Here is a 20,131-nt window from a genome sequence, read left to right on the forward strand (position 1 = left end):
ATAAAAACGGTTTGATTATGTTGTCAACCTGATCGGTTAATCAAATATTAGGTTAGGAGTGTGAAATCGATCTGACGCTTTTCGAGGTCGACCTTCTTGACTTTAATTTGTACTTCGTCGCCAAGCTGGTACTTCTTCTTCTTACGCTGCCCGATGATGGCATAGTTCTTTTCGTCCAGCGTGTAGAAATCATCTGTGATATCACGTAGGCGTACCATTCCTTCACACTTGTTTGCTTCGATTTCCACGTACATGCCCCATTCGGTTACGCCGGATACAATTCCTGTGAACTCGATGCCGATCTGGTCTTGAAGGTACTCCGCTTGTTTGTACTTGATGGATGCACGTTCTGCTTCGGCAGCTTTCTTTTCCATTTGTGAGGAATGTTCAGCCATCTTCTCGTAGTGTTCCGCATTGACTTTTGTTCCGCCATCCAAATAGAATTGGAGTAAGCGATGTACCATGACGTCAGGGTATCGACGGATCGGAGATGTGAAGTGTGTATAATAATCGAAGGCCAGTCCGTAGTGGCTTGTGCTCTTTGTGGTGTAAATTGCTTTCGCCATAGAGCGCACGGCAAGCGATGTAAGCAAGTTTTGCTCTTTACTGCCCTCTATCTTCGTCATTAGTGCATTAAGTGATTTGGCGGTCTCTTTATCCGTTTTAATCGAAAGCTTGTGCCCGAAGCGCGAAGCAAATTGTGAAAAGGTTGTTAGTGTCTCTGGATTTGGTGTGTCGTGAAAGCGGTAGACAAAAGTCAGCTTGTTCTTCCCTTTGCCTTGCTTGCCAATAAATTCGGCTACTTTCCGGTTTGCCAATAGCATGAAATCTTCAATTAACTTGTGTGCGTCTTTCCGAACCTTGGTGTATACGCCAAGTGGTTTTCCGTTTTCGTCCAGATGAAATTTCACTTCTTCACTTTCAAAGCTGATAGCACCATTTTTGAATTTGCGCTCACGCAAGATATATGCGAGTTCATTTAGTTTTAAAATCTCTTCAGCAAAATCTCCCGTTTTGTTTTCAATAACCTCTTGCGCTTCCTCATAAGCAAAGCGTCTATCCGAATTGATCACCGTGCGGCCAAACCACTGGTCATGGATGGTTGCTTTGTCGTCCATCTCAAAGACTGCCGAGAAGCATAGTTTGTCTTCATTGGGACGGAGTGAACAAACGCCGTTCGACAGGCGTTCGGGAAGCATCGGAATCACGCGGTCCACCAAGTACACGGAGGTAGCTCGATCAAAGGCCTCTTTGTCCAGTTCGGTATTTGGAACGACATAGTGGGAAACGTCTGCAATGTGTACACCAATTTCATAATTGCCATTGTCCAGTTTTTTGAAAGAGATAGCATCATCAAAATCTTTGGCGTCAAACGGGTCAATCGTGAAGGTTGTTGTGTTCCGGAAATCACGACGTTTCTTGATCTCCTCGGCTGGTATTTCTTCCGGGATGGCATTGGCTTCTGCTTCTACTTCTTTCGGGAAGGAAAGAGGAAAACCATAGTCTGCCAAAATTGCATTCATCTCGGTGTTGTTCTCTCCCTTTTTACCCAAAACAGACTTTACTTTTCCGATTGGATTTTTGGCATCTTTGGGCCACTCAACGATTGATACCACGACCTTCTCGCCGGCCTTGGCACCATTCAGATTGTCCAGAGGAACGAAGATGTCATGAAGCATTTTTCGATCGTCTGGTAAGAAGAAAGCGTAGGAGCTGGAGATGCTGATCGTGCCCGTAAAATCGGTCTTGGCACGTTGTAAAATTTCGACTACTTCACCTTCGCGTTTGCGTCCTTTCCGACGCTCGTAAACGTGCACTTTAACGATGTCATTATGGAGGGCCTGACGCAGCTTGCGTGGGGCGATATAGATGTCGTTTTCAAACTCGTCTTCCGGGACAATATAAGCCGATCCGTCGGCTGTCATATCGACCTTTCCTGTTACGTATACTTGCAGCTGGCGAAGCTTGAACTTGCCGCGGTCAGTCTGCACGAACTTGCTTGATTTTGATTCGTCAGAAAGGATGTCGGCAATAGCGACCTTGGAGTCGGTGTCTACCACATTCAGCTTCGCAGCAACCTGTCTGTAGTTCAGAGCAGCGTTTTTGTTTTTTTCAAAAATGTCAACAATCAGTTGCGTCAGGACTTCTTTGTACGGGTTTTCTTTTTTCTGTTTCATCTGTCTTTCTTTCGTGTCTTAAAAAGGACGTTCGTTATATGAGTTGCTCCAAGGGGAGGGGAGTGTCTTTACTATAATTAAGAGCGCTCGCTTCGTATATCGATTGTTAGTTTTCCTATTGTCTAAGGTACGGAAAAAAGATGTACAAGGGGATGTTGTATAGGGATTTCTTTTGAACGGATTCGTGTGGAATTTGTTTTGTTTATTGTTTGTTTATTTTAGCTATATTATCTATTTGATTTTTAGGTTTTAGTGTTTGTTTTGCTAAAATTGTTAAATGTGTTAAGGTGAGTTCTGAGCCCTCTAAGACTCTTTTGTATGGAGGCGGTTGTTTTTGGTTGCGCTTATTTGTTTTGCTAAAAAATATATATCTGTTTGTTTTGTTTATTTAAATGTATGTATTTTGTTATAGTACAGTTGTTTAATTTTTGATTGATAAAATTTTAGCTTTTTTATATCGCATTGTTTTAGCTCGTTGCTCAAGGCTTTTTTTGCGGAGGTGGTTTTGTCGGTTATAAAAAGAAAATGCAGTAAAGCTGGCGCTTCAGCCTGCATTTCCTAGTCTTCTTTTTGGCAGTCAGCACATAGTCCGACCGCATTGATAGCAAGTGATTGCATGTTGAATTTTGCGGGCAGTTGGATCTTAGGAAGGCTAATCTCCTCCAAGCAATATACCGAGTTACATACCGAACAAATGAAGTGCACATGTTGGTCATGGTGGTGGTTTTGACTACACCCTGGCGCACATGCAGCATAGGTTGCGGTACCATGCAAATCAAATATTTTATGTACAATTCCCTTCTCTTCGAAGCTGGCTAGGATACGATATAAGGTCACGCGATCAATCTCCTTACCCAATGTCTTCTCTAGATCTGGCTGTGAAATAGCTGCGTCTTTTTGCGTTATTTCTTCTAAAACACGCAATCTGTGAGGTGTTACTTTCAGCCCATTTTGCTTTAGCAATTGTGCGAAATCCTCTTGTTTAATTATTCTTTTTTCCATCATCACAAAGGTAAAATTACACATTTTTTTGTCGATAATGAAACGCGTTCATTCGGATTGGGTGAGGATGGTTTGTTCGTAGGTTTTGGGCATTTCAAGTGGTAGGTTATGGCGGTTCTAGCAAGGACGCAGCTGAGGTTCTTTTGGTTCAAAATGTGCTCGGGAAATCGTTATGTTGACGAAAGCAATGCTGGTGTTGTTTATAAAAAACTATAAAATATTTTGTGTGTTTTTCTTTTGAGATCGAGGAGTTGTAGTGCTTTGGATAGCTCTTGTACTCCCTTGTTTTGACATTTTCTTATGATGCGGTTCGGGGTTGTTTCTGGATGGATCGGCTCATGTTTTTTTACTTGTTTTACTGCACCCATTGCACGAATATCCGCTTGGGTATACCTGTTTTTACTCCTGTCAAATAGTCCGGTTTCTGTGAGATTGTCTCGTCGCTGGGCTCCTTGTAATGACGTTTTTTAATGAAAATAAGTAGGGGATTTAGTTGGTCGTTGATTGTTTGTAGTTGGGGGGCTTAGTAGAAAATGGCTTTGTAGACACAAGATTTAACTGCGCTGAACCCTTCGGTGTTTGTGTCTTTTTAGTGGAGAATTCTTTTGTAAATTAGTCTAATTATTTTCTTTAGATCCCTCCTCGTACCTCGTTCGGAATGACGGCGAAGTGAGTAATTCTGTGAATAATTCTATAGCAAGCAAGTACAAAATGGGCTCATTATGGTACTAATTTTAACACCTCTGAACACCTCTATTCGTCATGCCGACGGTAGGAGGTATCTTTAAATCCTATAGGTAAATACCCTAAAATAGGATTTACTACGTCTAAATATTTTCTTTAGATCCCTCCTCGTGCCTCGCTCAGGATGACGAGTGAGGGAGTAATTATGTGAATTATTGTATAGTGAGTAAGTACAAAATGGGGCTAATGATCGTACTAATTATAACATTTCTACCCCCCTCTAGCCGTCATGCCACAGAGAGAGGTACACCTTTTTACATACAAAAAAGACTGCCTTTTTAAGAGGCAGTCTTCTTCAGATCTACACTACGCCTTACGGTAATTTATTCCAATACTCCATGTTTTTAATATACTCAATGGTTACCTTACGGTCGCCTTCACGCGCTGTTGCGGTTTCCGTTGGAGGTAAGCTAGCGGCATTCTTGCCGACGCCTCTGCTCTTCAACATGCTTGCCGAAACCCCTCGTGCAATAAGTGCAGACTTGACTGCGGCGGCTCGATCTTGTGAGAGCGTCTGGTTGTAATCAACAGCTCCGCGGCTATCTGTAAACCCGGTAATTAAGAACTTGTAGTTCGGCATTTTCTTTAAGATAACAGCGGCATCGTCCAGTACTTTGTTGGACTCTTGTGTGATGGTGCTCTTATCGAAATCAAAGTTGATATTCGAGAATAACAAGAATAATGGATCACTCTCTGTGCCTATGAGTTTTTCTACAATAACCTCTTTGACGATCTCTACAGGCACTTCCTTGGTTACGATTTTTTCTACGTAACGGATCTCTGGAGCTCCCGGATCAACTGACCGTGTGCTCGCTTTGCTGCTACCGAAGCGCAGCATAATACGTGCTGTGGCATGCGGAAAATTGAGGCGTTTACTGCTGAATGTGGTCAGATACTCGCCCTGAACCCCAAATCCGACGCGGTCGTTGAACCAGCTATTTACCCCGAAACCAAAGGCCATCGGGAAGAAGTTCTTTTTGGTTTCCGTGTTCTTATTGAATTGGTCGCTATGCTGCCATTCCAAGAAGTTACCTTCAAAATTCTCCAGCTGATTTTGGCGGATAATATAGAAGTCCTTATGGTAGTAGTTGACCCCTACGCGGAAGTAAGGTTCCACATATTTACGTTTAAATAGTGGTGTCAACCGAAACTGTATTCCCGGGCCAACCATGGCGAACATTTTGTTTTTCTCCTTGCCGATATCGTTCTCATCAAAGGTCTTTACGGCCCCCAAGGTTCCTTGGAGGTCAATGTAAAACCAAGGATTCAGCTCGCGGGCAAGGTATATATTGCCGCCAAACATCATATCCCGCAACTTCAGTTTATAGCGGTCGCCCTCTGCGGAAGAGGCGTAGTTCTGAAAATTAATTCGGCTAAGGAATTGGAAATCTACACCAAGACCAATCTCAGTCGATTTTTTGTATTCCTGCCTGCTGCCCGTGTCAAATGTCCCGGTCTGCGCTTGCGCGGAGACATAAGAAAAGAGCGATATAGCGTATAATATGGTTATCTTTTTCATCGTCTTTTACAGTTGTTTTGGTCTTTCTATGTCTATCTTTGCGAAGCTCAATTTTTTGCTTTTGCTGACAAACTGTATGGTGGTTGTGTATCTACCATGCTCAGATGCATTTCCCGGAGGAGATACTTTTATATAGTTATCCGCCCCATATAAATTAAGAACCTCGGGTGGCACGTCATCGGCTTTTACGGCCTGAATTTGATAGGACAAATTGACTCCCCCCAAAACAACAATGTCTTGTACATTTTCTACGTGTATAGGTATGTACATATCTTGTGTAATACCTGGGTCATACAACGCCGTAATATAGTCTGGTCGGGTGACCTCATAGCTTCCAACAACTATTCCTGGGAAGCTCGGATGTCCGACAGTACCATTTCCTACCGCAGGAGGCATTCCTGGAAATTTAAGTACAAACACAGCCTCTTCTCCAAATTCAAAGACCGCAGGACGTGCTGGGACATTGAGCAGGTAATTGGTCGATTCTAATTTGTTGTTTGCTTTAGCAGATGCTAGAAAGGCTATATCTTTTTCAACGTCATTTTCCAGCAATATTGAAATTTTACCATCAGAACCAGCTTTGTATGTTCGTTTCATGCCTTTATAAGTTACGTATACTTCAGCCTCGGGATCCGTAATAAATTCGAAGATCTCTTTGGTGTTATCATTCGGGTCGATAGAATTTTTAACAAAGGCTAATGGTGTGATGTCTAATACAGCACCTGGTGCAGATTCTCCTGAAAGGTAGTTCCAAAAATCTTCTAACGAAGTGTCGGTTTGAGGCCATGGATTATTGTTTTTATCAAAGATATTCCCAGTCATAACTTCTTCCACCCACATTGAAAAGGCACTCTCGCCATTCTGGCCGGCAGGTCCCGTAGGTCCTGCTGAACCGGTATCTCCTTTTGCTCCACGTGCTGGTTCGCCTGTATCTTCACCATCTATTTCCCAATTTCCGGCTGCATTTATTTTTATTTTAGAACCATCAGCACCATTGCTACCATTAGCTCCTTTAGATGGATTCCCTGTATCTACCCCATCAATCTCCCAATTTCCTGTTGTAGTGCTTATGGTTATAACCGATCCTGGTTTACCCGCTGGCCCCGGAGCTCCATTTAAACCTTCTGCCTTTACACCCGTATCGACTCCGTCAATTACCCAGTTGCCGATGGAGTTAATCGTAATAACAGATCCGTTCTTACCGTCAACGCCGTCTTTGCCTTTGGTCGGTACGCCCGTATCGACGCCATCAATATGCCAGTTGCCATTGCCGCCAATCGTGACTTTAGAACCATCTTTCCCGGTGGATGGTTTACCGCTATCTGCACCATCAATAAACCAATTGCCGTTTCCACCAATAGTAATCACGGTACCAGGTTTACCCGCAGGTCCTGCTGGTCCCGGATCTCCTTTTGATGGTCTTCCTGTATCTTTGCCATCGATAAACCAATTACCATTTGAGCCAATCGTGATTACCGTACCATCTTTTCCATCTTTCCCTTTTGCTGAAATGCCACTATCTTTTCCATCGATTACCCAGTTGCCATTCGTGCCAATTGTTACTACGGTGCCATCTTTTCCTTTAGCGGGTATGCCGGTATCTTTATCACCAATTTGCCAGTTTCCTTTATCGTTCACGTGTGGGGTTAAGCCCGCATCTCCCTTAGCACCCGTCATAAATTTATAGAAATCAGCCTGTGTGTTTTTACCCGCAGGCCATTTTGAACCTGGATTGTGGGGATCATCGACAGCCCCGCTGGCAATATAATCTTTCCAGATATCGTATGAACTCTTTCCATCATCTCCCTTATCTCCTTTTTCGCCTTTTAGAAACTTAAAGAAGTTTGGTAAATCGGTTCCTTGGGACCATTGTATCTGTCCGCCTTCAACGGCCTTTACCCACTCTTTGTATGCACTCATCCCCGCTGGTCCTGGTGGGGCAAGGATGTCGAGGTCATTACATGATGTAAGATGCAGTAACGTTATAAACAAGACTGCAGTGTAAATTATTTTCTTCATAAGAGTTTTATTTTTATCGTTTACAACAAAATAATTTCTTTATTGTTTGTTTTGTTTAAAGTGGAGAAAAATTAAAGGGGAAGGGAGTTTGTGGTTGCTTGTAGTTCGTGGTTGGTTGTTAGCAGTTTGTAGAAAGTACTTCCTACTCTATATTCTTTATGTCGCTGCCTTACGGAAACTAGGCTGTTATGCTAAGGTTGATGTATCGGATCGATACCCTTATGTACGGGTTTAGTACCTCTCCTGTAGGACTCCAGTACCTATGTCCTACTAAGCCCGTACATGCGTAGTAGGATAACCGTACATGAATGGTAGCGGAAGCGGGGCCCCTCTAAAGATGAATTGGAGATTCCGTGAATGTGCTTTGGAGATTCGGGAGACGGTTCATTGGGGGAATCATCTCACTGGATGTTACCGGTTGGACGGATTTTTCAAAGTGGTTTGATAGGGGATAGAAACAAAAAAGCCTTTGAGTTTATTGCTCAAAGGCTTTATATGTTATGAGGTAAGTTGATTATTTACCTGCTGCTTTTGCGTGATCAGCTAAGAATTGAGCAAGACCGCTATCCGTCAATGGGTGCTTTAACAAGGCAGTAATCACAGATAAAGGACCAGTCATCACATCTGCACCAATTTTAGCACATCCTAAAAGGTGAGCACTGTGGCGCACGGAAGCCGCTAAAATTTGTGTTTGGAAACCATAGTTATCATAGATAAGACGGATTTCTTCAATCAAGCCTAAGCCGTCAACTGAGATATCATCTAAACGACCTACAAAAGGAGAAACGTAAGTTGCACCTGCTTTTGCAGCCAATAACGCTTGTCCAGAAGAGAATACTAAAGTACAGTTGGTTTTGATACCTTTACTGCTGAAATATTTGATGGCTTTAACACCGTCTTTGATCATCGGGATTTTTACAACAATCTTTGGATTCAAAGCAGCTAATGCTTCACCTTCTTTGATCATATTTTCGTAGTCTGTTGCAATAACCTCAGCACTTACATCTCCATCAACGATATCACAGATAGCTCTGTAGTGGTTAAGTACATTCTCTTCACCGCTAATGCCTTCTTTAGCCATTAAACTTGGGTTGGTTGTTACGCCATCCAATACGCCTAAATCTTGTGCTTCTTTGATTTGAGCTAAGTTTGCTGTATCAATAAAAAATTTCATTTTGATTGTTGATTTATAGTAATTTAAAAGATTTTAATATCGTGTTTTTCAATTTATGGTACAAAAATAGCTATATTATTTTCAATTCTTGTATAAGTTTGTTCAAAACATTACGAAGCTCCATATGGATATATTTCGCTCCCTCTCTTACCGGAACTACAAGCTGAATTTTATTGGTCAAGCGATCTCGCTTTTAGGTACGTGGATGCAGCGTGTAGCTATCAGCTGGCTGGTTTATGAGATGACGGGCTCTATATTTTGGCTTGGTTTCGTGCAGTTTATCTCGCTTTTGCCTTCTCTTGTATTATCTCCTTTTGTGGGATCTTTTGTAGATAAACATAAAAAATATCGGTTGGTCTTTGTAACGCAGATTGCGTTGATGATCCAAGCCGGCGTATTGACGCTCGTTGTAGGGATGGGCTGGGAGACGGTCTTGATTCTCTCTGTATTGGGATTTATTCAGGGGGTAATCAATGCATTTGATGTCTTAGGTAGGCAATCTTTGTTGGTTAGTTTAGTGGATAATAAAAGAGATCTGCCTAATGCCATAGCACTTAACTCGTCTGTATTTAATGCGGCACGGATGGTCGGGCCAGCAATTGGCGGAGTGTTACTGACGAATTACGGCGAATTTGTCTGTTTTGGCATAAACTTTCTAAGTTTTATACCGGTTATTATTTGTTTGATGCTCATGAATGTCGTCGAAGAGGAGATTAAATTAACGAAGGAAAGTAATTTGGAGGGACTGGTGGATGGATTTAATTACTTGAAACGATCGCCCCACCTCGCGTCATTGATTATTGTGTTGGCCTTTTCTAGCTTACTTGTCATTCCCTATACTTCGTTGTTACCCGCTGTTGCCAAAGATTTGTTTAATGGAAATGAGGCGACTTTCTCGTGGTTTGAGAGTGCGGCTGGTTTGGGCGCAATGATTGGTGCAATCAATATGGCACGTTTACGTACAGGACAAAATTTACGTTATCGTGTCTTGTTCTCCGCGCTATTAATGGGGCTGTCTCTCTTGTTGTTGGCGTATGCACATTTTTTACCGACAGCCTTGCTTTTTACGGCGATGGTATCTTTTGCTATGATGATGCAGAACTCATCTATTAATACCTATTTACAAACGCATGCTATGCCACACTACCGAGCCCGTGTCATCAGCTATTATGTAATGGCGTTTCAAGGCGTAGCGCCTTTGGGGACGTTGTTGGTTGGTGCCGTTGCGGAGTATACAGGTATTAAAACCACCTTATACATTATGGGTGGGGCAGGAGTGGCGATTGCTATTTTCTTTTACGGCTATCTTCGTCAACATATTCACCGACCTTTATTCAAGTTTTAGACCACGCTGATTTAAAGTGAGCGTGAGCTCCTTGTAATTAATCTTTGCTGCAAAACGACGGAGAATATCTCCACCCAGAATGCCTATCACTGGAGGGAATTCCATTTGTTCGTACGCATAGTTGATGGCACTTAAGTCGAGTATGGCCGCATTGAACTTCTTAGTCTGCCAATGCATTATCCGCAATTCCGGAATAATAATACTATAACTTTGCATGCTGTTTGTACCTAAACCGGTGGATAGAATATCGGTGTGCAACATTTCTTCTTCCTGTATGCCGATGTTAAGAAGCATGGTTTTGTCGAGCACAGTTTTGGAAGCTCCGGTATCGACTACCATCTTATGTACTTGTCCAAATAGTTCGACGCGGACCAAGATATGGTAGCCATCACCTTGTAGATTTAGTATTTCTAATGGTATTTTTTGCATGTTTTTTTTAAAAATTCTTCAAGAAACTGAGTTTGTTTCCGCTTTTTCGCTGTTGGTTCTTAACGCCTTTAACCTCGCCGGAATACGGGTGCGAGCCGAAGGCTCGTGTCCTCTAATAAAAGATATTATGTAAGTCCGGGTTAAAATCTCAAATTAGCATGGGTAATAGATAAAAAAGACACAATACCTTGTGTCTTTTTTATTTTCCTTCGACCAACTATAAACTATAGTCTACCAATTGTCCAACTAATCACCCAACACCGCATTCATGGCACGAACAGCATCTGCGGATGCTTTAAATAGGGCAGCCTCTTTGTCGGAAAGCTCTAGCGGTACAATGCGGTCCCAACCTTTTTTGTTTATGATGACGGGAACACCAATATTGATATCTGTTTCACCGTATTCACCTTCCAAGTAAACGGATGCCGTGAATAAGCGATTTTGATCCCGCACAATGCTTTCAACCATGGCAGCTGCTGCTGCACCAGGTGCATACCAGGCCGAAGTGCCGATCAATGCTGTAAGTGTAGCGCCGCCCACCATTGTTTTCTTTACGATTTCATCTTGTTCCTCTTCTGTTAAGAAATTCCGTACCGGAACGCTGTTCCACGTGGCATGCTGGATGAGGGGAATCATCGTTGTATCACCATGTCCACCTATAACAATTGCATTTAAGTCGTTCGCTGAAGCATTAAGTTTATCTGCTAACTGATATTTAAAGCGCGCAGAATCCAAAGCACCTCCCATTCCGATAATTCGGTTCTTTGGAAGTCCACTTGATTTCAGTGCCAAATAGGTCATCGTATCCATCGGATTTGATACGATCAAAATAATGATATCAGGTGAATGTTTAACTAAGTTTTCGACGACCGATTTCACAATCCCCGCATTGGTTCCAATCAGCTCTTCACGCGTCATTCCGGGTTTGCGTGGAATTCCCGAAGTAATCACAGCGACAGCAGAGCCTGCGGTACGGCTGTAATCATTTGTAACACCTATAATTTTAGAATCAAAGCCCAGCAAAGCCGAGGTTTGCATCATATCTTGTGCTTTCCCTTCAGCCACACCCTCCTTGATATCCAAAAGGATAATCTCTTCAGCCATGTTTTTTCGAACTAGATTGTCGGCTGTGGTAGCACCAACAGCGCCTGCACCAATAACTGTGATTTTCATATCGCGTCGTTTTAAAAGATCAAAAACTACTATATGCTAAATATAAGAAAAAAATTAAAAAGGATAGCCGATTGCTAGGTTGAAAATCAAATTATTATGACGCCATGTTGAACTGCCGAAGTCAATTTCCTTAAACACCCAACGTTCGCTCGAAGGCCGGTATGGCACGCGGATCGGTAGCGCTAAATCGGTACGTATAATCAAGAAATCCAAGTCAAATCGTAAGCCGGCACCAGCTCCTACAGCCAATTCTTTCAAGAAACTACCCGTAAGCTTTCCACCGGGTTTGTTTTCATCCTCTCGCTGCAACCACACATTTCCCGCATCGATAAAAAAGGCCCAATGGAACATCCCTGAAATCTGTGCCCGGTATTCGGTATTCAGCTCCAGCTTGAAGTCTCCCGTTTGGTCGGCAAAGAAATTTTCTTTACCAATATTTTCTGGCATGGAACTTCCCGGTCCGACAGAACGTGCTCGGAATGCACGTAAACCAGTTGGTCCGCCCGTGTAATATTGTTTCAGGTAGGGTAGAGACTTGGAGTTACCATACGAATAACTTGTACCGATCATAATGCGCGAAGCCAGTGTAGATTTCGGTGTTAGTTTCATGTAATGACGAAAGTCGGCTTCAACTTTTACGAATTGCGAATAGGCGGTTCCAAACAACGTCTCCACTTTGTTGTCTTTGTAATTGGCTCCTTGGATTAAACCAAGCACATTTCCGGACGTATTTAAGCCCGCCTTAGCATAAAAGGTGTGCTGCTTGTTTTCCATGCTATTGGTAAACGTGTAGCTATAATTTGGGCCAAACGAGAACTGCGGATCTACAATATGTCGGAGCGTAGGGACGGTATCCATCTGTGCTTGATACTCCGCGGAGATATTGCGCGGTTGCACATATATAATCTCCAACAAAGCAAGATCATGTTGCTTTTGTTCATGCTCCTTCCAATTGTAGCCGTAGTTGATTGTTAACGAATTCAGGGTATATGCATTTCGACGGTTCAAGAATTCATAGCCTACTTTGGTGTATGTTTTTGGAATAAAGCGACGCGAAGGAGCCCATTTGTATACGGATAATAACCGCGGCCACGTGATGCTTACTTCCGCACCATAGCGGAGATAGCTGGAATTTAGGTTTACATTGCCACCGGTTTGTGTTTCATACCCTCCAAATAGCGTGAGGTTCACTGTTTCAAACCCTTTGAAGGCGTTTCGTACCGTCCAGTTGACATTTCCTTCCGTTCCGTTGTAGACTGAAGCTGTTTTAGCCAGTGCCTCAAAACGCAGCGAGCGCTTCGGTAACGGCGTTAAGTAATAGTAGACATCCATGCTATTCGTGGAGTCAGGTGTATCTACAAAATTGTTTTTTACAAACTTAAAGGCATTTAGGTTGACCAAATGACTAATCGTCAAGTTGTGGTCCTGCCGATTGTAGGTATCGCCACGTTTAAAGAAAATATGGTTCGCCAGTACCTTCTTGCGGTAGGTATTCTGTCGGTCGATGATGTAAAAATTATTTTGGTACAATTCATACCGTTTTGGGTTGGATAGCGTATATCCGCCATCTGTTACCTTATAATTAGGATGAATAAAAATATTACCGATCTTTTGTGGATGTTTCGCTTTTTCAGGTGTTTCTGGCTTTAGCGTTACATACATATTGACTTTATGATTGCCAATCGTGCTATCCACCTCCACCAGTAGGTTGTCTGGTGAAAAATAATAGTATCCTTTATTCTTCAGGTCATTGTCAATCCGCTCACGCTCGTTAATAATAACATCGAGGTTATAGTTACTCCCGACTTGGAGTAAAGACTGATTGCGTGTGCTGTAGATATCACGTCCCAATTCTTTTAAGGAATCTACTTCAAAATTGATTTTGGCAATACGATAGATGTTACCTGGAAAGGCGTTGTATTTTACTTCCCCAAGTTTTCCTCTTATAATGGTATCCGATGTGACATAAGAATTAAAGAAACCAAGGTTCTCCATGCGGTTTCGCAGGATATTCTCATTGTATTCTCGATTGACATCACTCAAAAGAACAGGCTCTTCACCACGTTTTTTTAGCCAGTTGCGGACCAGATTTTTTGTGGTATCAGCACCGCCACCGGCGTAGTACATCCCCAGTTTGAACCGCTGCCCCAAAAACTTTTTATTAGGTTTAGGGGTCAGAAGTGTTTGCATATACGTTTCAAAGGTTGCTTTACGCTGGGCATCCATACTATCTTTATGGATGGTTACGGTACCTTTGTCGTATAGGAATTCATCTTCCGCGAGGTGTTTAGTACCACTGCAGGCGGCCAAAGATGCCAAAATAAGTAGGCTTCCGAAATAGAATAGTGTATTACTTTTCATTGGTATTCCTTTCTTCCTCTTCATTTCTGACGGCTTTTGGTGTGGTATCAATCACGCTTTTTGCAGGCGGTTGATTGTTTTTCTCACGTTGTTTTTTTAGTTCTTCTTTTCGTTCCTTTTCTTTTCTTTTTCGGTATTCCGGACTGTGGGTCATCAGGCTATCCTGAATAACTGTGCGGACACTATCGCGGTAAACGGAGTCCATTTCCATACGTTCCACGTTAAACCTGCGTCGGAAGCCGCGACTTTCGGTATTATAATACTGTTCGAGTGCTTTCGAAGACATAAACAGTTCTCGGAAACGATCGTAGCTCATATTAATAATAAAACCGATACCTGTTTCTACAAATTGCCCTTGTAGCGTGGCTTGGTATTGATTTTTCCGATATACCCGTGCAAAATAACGGCCATCTTTTGAGAGCTGATATTCTAGTGATATATCACCCGCAATATTCGTCTGATTTTCTCCTGGTCTTGTGTTACCTTCTACCTCAAAATTGGAACCTATTGTAATCTTAAGCCGCTCATCAAAAAGCATCTTGGAAATGCCGACATTTAAATCGGTACGTGTCTCCGCATTGCCCGTTAGGTAATCTTCCTCTGACTGTAAGTTGAAGTCGAGCTCAACTCCTTTGATCAAATCGGATGCTAAATTGTTCAACTGGTTGGTCAACAAAGAACTTACTGTACTTCGTACCATGGATTCTGTGCCACCGCCGGAAAGACTTTCAAATGGATTAGCAGACATGAATCTACCTAATGCAATAAGTGAGAACACTTGCTTATTCAATTCGGCTGGATCTTCACGTAAGTTGGATAAAGCGATATTTACTTTACTGATGACATCTTGAGAAGCAATAGCATTGTTCTCATCCAGATCGATATCAAAATTAATGGTTGGCTTAAACAGCTCGCCTGTCAGGATCAGTTTCACATCGAATGGAATTCGCTGTTTGTATAGGTTCTGATTTTCGGAGCCTATCTGTGACTGTACGAGTTCCAAGGAAGAAAATTTGTTGGAATAGAGCGCCGTTATATCCAGTTGCGCATCAAGTGGGTCGCCGTTCCAGACAATGGTACTTCCCTTTTGGAAACCAAAATCTTTGGCGATAGGACCGAAAGAGAAGGTATATTTTCCCTTTTCAACGGTAAAGGTTCCCGACATGGTAATCTTATCGCTGGCATCGATTGTGGTATTCAGCTCTGCAATACCTTGAATCAATAGCGCATCTTTGGTTCCTTCATCTAACACAATCTTAAACTTAGCGTCTCGATCGGTAGTAAGATTCAAGGCAATATCGTAGCCCGATAAATGCGTAGCAGTGGTCATGGAGTCTAAGCGTGCAAAGACGTTGGATCTCGCCGTATCGCTACGGTTCACAAATTTTACTACGCCATCGCGTTGTGCAATCCCAGGGTCGTCATTTGGTACGATAAATACAAAGTCAGTTTTGCTGTTCGCCTTTACGTTACCATCGATCCGTGGTTTGTCCAAATTTCCGGTAATGCGCAGGTTGGACGTAACATACAGTTTACCGTAGAATAAGTCATTGTCTTCTCGCGTCGAGTTTACTGCCGCAAAATCGTTGGTATTTAAATTCAGATTGAAATCAAAATCTGTATATGTTTTCGTTTTTATAGTCCCGTTTAACTTCGCCAGGTTTCCCCGTGCATCTTTAATCTCAAATTGCTTAAATTGGATCCCTTGGTCATTGAAATAGACAGTTTGTTGATTCATCAATAAATCAGCATTCAACATATCAATGTTCAACCGGGCATCCAGGAAGGTGGCATTACCGTTAATCCGAGGTTCGTCAAGATGACCTGTTATTTTCAAGACACCGCTCAGGTCGCCTTCACAGTTTTGAAGGTATCCCATACTGAAGGCTTGAACTGTAGACATTTTCATCGGACTGAGCGATAAGGTCGCATCAATGGATCCCTTACCATCTGGCGGTTGTACATAATCACCAACCAACTGAATATCGTTTCCATTTTCAGTGACACGAACATCTACCGAGAAGGTGTTTTCTTTTACATTATTTACTTTCACGATCACATTACCAATGGTATCTTGACCGAAGTAAAAACGATCTATAGTAAGGTCAGATACAAAGACAGGACTTCCTTCGAGGCGTGAGACGGTGGCCGTACCATTAATTCCACCGCCGAGGTTCAACATTTCTGAATCGAGGATTTCAGTGAATGTTTCGATTCTAAAATTATTGAATGTGAGGTCGATCGGTGAGTTCATGACACTATCTTGCGATTGGATCAACAGTTGTTGGCCATCGTTTTTCAACCTAAAGTTATGTGCCAATATCCCTGCCTCGCCAAAGCTAATCGCATTGGTCGGGTCAATCTGCCAGTTATCGTAGTTCAACATCAACCCATCTTCGTTGAGGCTTAGGATGTAGTTGCTTTCGGTAACCCGCATCTTCGCGCCTAAATGGTAGCGTTCTTTATCTTTACTGTCCTTCACCCATAGTCCAAAGTCCATGTTGTTTTCGAACACACTGCCACTAAATACGGTGTTGCTCAGCTCGATATTATTGACTTTGATTTTTTCTATCAGCGCTGAATAGTAAAGGGTACTATCGGAGGTCGTGATATCTACCCCTATATCCTCAAACATCATCCCATCGTACTGTACTTTGGGAGCCAGAAGTTTTGCCATTACACTTTTATTCGTACTATTAAACGTACCATCGAGTGTAATATCCTGCATGGATTCTAGCTTCGGGAAGAAATCCCGGATAAACCGCGTATTGCTTAGGCTGGCACTAAATTCAAAGTTTTGAGGGGTATACTCCATTTTTGATGGAGGTGTTCCTTTGGGATTATAATACATATGTACAATATCCTGCATGGCCATCGGTAGCTCCGTTAAGGTATATCGACCCACTAAGTGGGCTCTCAGGAACTCAGAGCGTAGTACCAAGGTATTTCTGTTGGTATCTGCTTTAGCGGTCAATGAAACAGTATCCAGGGTAAAACGTTCGTTATTGTAGGCGATGGAGGAATTGGAAACAATGATGGAACCATTCAGGTGATTGATATCGGCTGTCTCAAAATCAGCAAGAATCTTTCCGTGATACCGGAAATCATCGTCCATCAACTTCAGGTTTTTGAGGTTGATACTATCAATCATCATTTCCGCGTGTATCTTCGGATACTTATTACGCATGTCGGCGGCAAAATCAACGTTAAACTGTACGTTGGGATCCGGACTAATGATTTTTCCGGCAATATCACCATCGCGGGCCTGCACATCAAGATCCACGTTGCGGTAGGTATATCCCATTGCTTCCAACATATTCAGTTGGCCAACAATATGGGCATTCATGGTTTTGGGGCTTATCCCGGTTCCTGTCACCTGCGCTTCAGCCGAAAGGTTACCTAAGACGGAGTCTTGTTTTAAAAGACTACCGATATCGAAATTATCAATGGTGACATACGCATCGTAAGTCGTGTCACGACCCATTTTTAGGTTTCCATTTACAGAAGCATTACCTTTTTCAGTGATGAGACTTAGGTTCGCATCAAAGCCTTTTGTACCTCCCTTGAAGGTTCCGGCTAGGCTGATCGAGTTTGGAAGAGCAAAATTTTCGGGTAGGAGCGACTTAGCAATTAAGCGCTCTATATCTGCACGTCCGGTTGTTAATTTTTTTAGATTCAGATCTATAGCCATTTTGTCTACATCAGGCAAGCCTTTGATGTTCATGCTGGCAATCAAATGTGTTTTATCTAGTGTTTTAAACTCAATATGGGGAATAGTGAGGTTGTCTACACGTCCACGCACATTTCCATCGATATAAAAGCTACGCGTCATAAGAGGCTTCATAACTTCCATTGTCGCTAAGTCGGGCGCAAAGTATTGGATGTCACGCATGTCGATGGTCGATCTTTTTATTTTGGCATCAATGACCATGAGCCCCGGATTTTTTGCAATAGCGTCTAATGATGGATAGCGTACTTTAATGTAATCGCGGATAACGGTATTTGGTGTCTGAGCAATTAGATTTTTGATCTCAGCCCCTGTGTCTGTATAGACAAAATCACCCTGTAGTTTTTTTATTGTCAAGCCAGAACGATCTTTAGCGACTAAAGCTTTCAAAGACCCGGATATAGAATCAGCTGCGTAGTATAAGTCTTCGAGATCGGTGGTAAGGTCGCTGATGCGGATGTTGAAATAATCAAATCCTTTCATGCGGGGCTGGTTGTCGTCGCGATAGATTACATTGGTTTTATTGACCAATAGTTTTTCTGCGGAGACGACCCAGTTAACAGGTGCTTCGGAGGTGCTTGCGCTAGGTGTTGATGTTTTTTTCTTTGCTATTTTAGCAAATAATACCTGAGCATCGGCTCCGTCCAAGATTACTTCGCCAACCTCTACCACTTCCTTGTTCAGGTCGATCTTATGGAGTTCCGCAAGCAGTGTTTTAATATCGAACTTGGTATCCATAGCCGAACCAGCATCCTTATAACCAACTCGTATGTTGCGTAAATCGAGATCTCGAATATCAATATCCGGAAGGAGGTCGTTAGCTGCGTCGGCCTTTGTCTGGACAATACCAAAATCTTCAGCCTTAGGTCCCGCTGTTGCCGGAGCGGTCTGCCATTGCTCAACATCAGCCTGCAAACCATCAATGACTACCTTCGGAAGGCTGAAGGCCATGTTTTTTGTGAGATCAAATTTCTTGATGCTTGTTTCTAAGAGTCGCAGGTTAATATCAGCTTTGGTACCGATTACGTCATCTTTATATACAAAATGAACCCGCTTGAGGTCTATATCTCCGAGATTGAAACGTAACGGAGCTGATGTATCTTCTTTTTTTGGTTTCTTTTGAGGTGAAGCAAAGGCTTTAACAATATAATCGAAGTTGAATGAACTATCAGGAAGGGTACGGTTTATTTTTGCTGTAATGCCTTCGAGCGCAATAGACTTTACTTCCACCGTGCTGTTTAGGAGTTTCCACATGCTGATATCGACCTTTAGTTTTTCGCCTGCCAGGAGGGTGTCACGGGATTGGTCTTCCATGTAGATGTTCTCCAACACGACACTGGTCGGAAAGGTAATGTTTACATAACCAATGGAAACAGGAGTTCCAATTTTCTGTTCCACATAATTGGTTACTTTGTTCACAACATAGTTTTGAACGGAAGGGATTCGGATCAGGAATATAACCAATAGTAGGAGCGCAATGAGCGAACCTACGATCCACAGGATAGTTTTTAAAGCTATTCGTCCAAATTTATTCAAAATCTGTGCACTTTTTGTATGTAATTCAATAAATGATAGTCTTACCTTAGAACGTAAAAAAAGTTTAAATGTTTATATCGACAATAAAATAATTCTTTGTGTAAAGGCATCACAAAGATAGTATTTGCATAGCACTTAAAGGATTGTCGATGAAAATTAACTATGTTCCCATTTTTTTCCTAAATCTAGGTGCGAGAACATGAATATGTGGCGCAAGATATGTCAACTTAATTTCCAAAAATCAATGGTAAAGTAAAAGGCATCCATGATTTTCTGTTTCTCAGGATTGTCAGGTTTGACTAATAGTGAACCGTAGAAGTCTTTTTCAGCGCTTTTCTTCGGTGTGTCGAACTTCTCGAGCTTAAATGAGGATTCTTTAAACCATCGGTCGAAAGTATAAAAACGATGATGGGCTTTTCCGTCTAGGTTCGTACAGAAAAATAACAATGCACTGCGAGGTTCTTGAGTGAAATATTCTTCAATAATTGAAATAATCGTGTTTTTTATTCTTTGGTCGTAGTGTTGTGGTTTTCTTTTGTCCGCCAGATGACAGGAAAAACCGAATGAGAGTAGGTTGATCTCCGATCCGTATTTATCTTGGAGTACGAATGCCGTAAAATATGCAAAGTATGTATTTCCCGATCTGGTTCGGAAAAAGTAAGATTTGCCGTCTTTATGACGATATACCTTATAACGGGCGAACAAACTCGATGTTTTCTATAGTCGATAGGTCATGACCGTCATCAATGGCTTTGGTAATCCGCCGTTTATCATCTGCTAATTTTTTGAAAGGATTTACTTTCTTGTCGGCAGTTTTTTTTATATTCCCTCTTTTCTCTTTTTCTGCTTTCATCGTATACGAATATAATAAAAAATACTGATAATTAAGGTGTTAGTTGGTTTCTTGTGCGCTTAAAACAGAACA

The 20,131-nt window shown here is 42.2% G+C and carries 12 protein-coding genes; 1 reads left to right on the forward strand and 11 read right to left on the reverse strand.

Features of this window, described 5'->3' with window-relative positions:
- Positions 1 to 47: 47 nt before the first annotated feature.
- The 5 genes from rnr to fsa form a co-directional block, all read right to left on the reverse strand.
- On the reverse strand, positions 48 to 2,177 hold the full coding sequence (rnr, locus tag B9Y69_RS15240; protein ID WP_085473836.1) for a ribonuclease R: 2,130 nt from the start codon (positions 2,175 to 2,177) through the stop codon (positions 48 to 50).
- Positions 2,178 to 2,735: 558 nt separating this feature from the next.
- Positions 2,736 to 3,203 carry a Fur family transcriptional regulator gene (locus tag B9Y69_RS15245; protein ID WP_234991271.1) on the reverse strand — a complete coding sequence of 156 codons (468 nt, stop codon included), beginning with the start codon at positions 3,201 to 3,203 and terminating at the stop codon, positions 2,736 to 2,738.
- A 1,033-nt stretch (positions 3,204 to 4,236) separates the two neighbouring features.
- Positions 4,237 to 5,442: an OmpA family protein gene (locus tag B9Y69_RS15250; RefSeq protein ID WP_085473838.1), complete on the reverse strand. Its 1,206-nt coding sequence runs from the start codon at positions 5,440 to 5,442 to the stop codon at positions 4,237 to 4,239.
- 6 nt (positions 5,443 to 5,448) lie between these two features.
- The gene (locus tag B9Y69_RS15255) at positions 5,449 to 7,461 is read right to left on the reverse strand and encodes a collagen-like domain-containing protein (protein ID WP_085473839.1); all 2,013 of its coding nucleotides are present in this window, start codon (positions 7,459 to 7,461) and stop codon (positions 5,449 to 5,451) included.
- 514 nt (positions 7,462 to 7,975) lie between these two features.
- Positions 7,976 to 8,635 (reverse strand): fructose-6-phosphate aldolase, encoded by a 660-nt coding sequence (gene fsa, locus B9Y69_RS15260; protein WP_085473840.1) that lies wholly within the window; start codon positions 8,633 to 8,635, stop codon positions 7,976 to 7,978.
- A 124-nt stretch (positions 8,636 to 8,759) separates the two neighbouring features.
- Between fsa and B9Y69_RS15265 the strand changes: the two genes are divergently transcribed.
- Positions 8,760 to 9,980, forward strand: coding sequence for an MFS transporter (locus B9Y69_RS15265; protein WP_085473841.1), 1,221 nt, complete (start codon positions 8,760 to 8,762; stop codon positions 9,978 to 9,980).
- Here the strand turns inward: B9Y69_RS15265 and B9Y69_RS15270 are convergent.
- From B9Y69_RS15270 to B9Y69_RS19220, 6 genes are all read right to left on the reverse strand, one after another.
- Positions 9,966 to 10,409 carry a retropepsin-like aspartic protease gene (locus tag B9Y69_RS15270; protein WP_085473842.1) on the reverse strand — a complete coding sequence of 148 codons (444 nt, stop codon included), beginning with the start codon at positions 10,407 to 10,409 and terminating at the stop codon, positions 9,966 to 9,968. The two genes, B9Y69_RS15265 and B9Y69_RS15270, sit on opposite strands and share 15 nt — an antisense overlap.
- 246 nt (positions 10,410 to 10,655) lie before the next feature.
- The gene (locus tag B9Y69_RS15275) at positions 10,656 to 11,582 is read right to left on the reverse strand and encodes a malate dehydrogenase (RefSeq protein ID WP_085473843.1); all 927 of its coding nucleotides are present in this window, start codon (positions 11,580 to 11,582) and stop codon (positions 10,656 to 10,658) included.
- A 54-nt stretch (positions 11,583 to 11,636) separates the two neighbouring features.
- Positions 11,637 to 13,943 carry a translocation and assembly module lipoprotein TamL gene (tamL, locus tag B9Y69_RS15280; protein WP_234991273.1) on the reverse strand — a complete coding sequence of 769 codons (2,307 nt, stop codon included), beginning with the start codon at positions 13,941 to 13,943 and terminating at the stop codon, positions 11,637 to 11,639.
- Entirely contained in the window at positions 13,933 to 19,206 is a 5,274-nt protein-coding gene (locus B9Y69_RS15285) for a translocation/assembly module TamB domain-containing protein (protein WP_085473845.1), read from the reverse strand. Before B9Y69_RS15285 ends, tamL begins: the two co-directional genes overlap by 11 nt.
- Positions 19,207 to 19,428: 222 nt before the next feature.
- Positions 19,429 to 19,911: a DUF6169 family protein gene (locus B9Y69_RS19435; RefSeq protein ID WP_085473846.1), complete on the reverse strand. Its 483-nt coding sequence runs from the start codon at positions 19,909 to 19,911 to the stop codon at positions 19,429 to 19,431.
- Positions 19,895 to 20,059 carry a hypothetical protein gene (locus tag B9Y69_RS19220; RefSeq protein WP_159451860.1) on the reverse strand — a complete coding sequence of 55 codons (165 nt, stop codon included), beginning with the start codon at positions 20,057 to 20,059 and terminating at the stop codon, positions 19,895 to 19,897. Before B9Y69_RS19220 ends, B9Y69_RS19435 begins: the two co-directional genes overlap by 17 nt.
- Positions 20,060 to 20,131 lie beyond the last annotated feature (72 nt).

The organism is Sphingobacterium psychroaquaticum (assembly GCF_900177625.1).
GTDB lineage: Bacteria > Bacteroidota > Bacteroidia > Sphingobacteriales > Sphingobacteriaceae > Sphingobacterium > Sphingobacterium psychroaquaticum.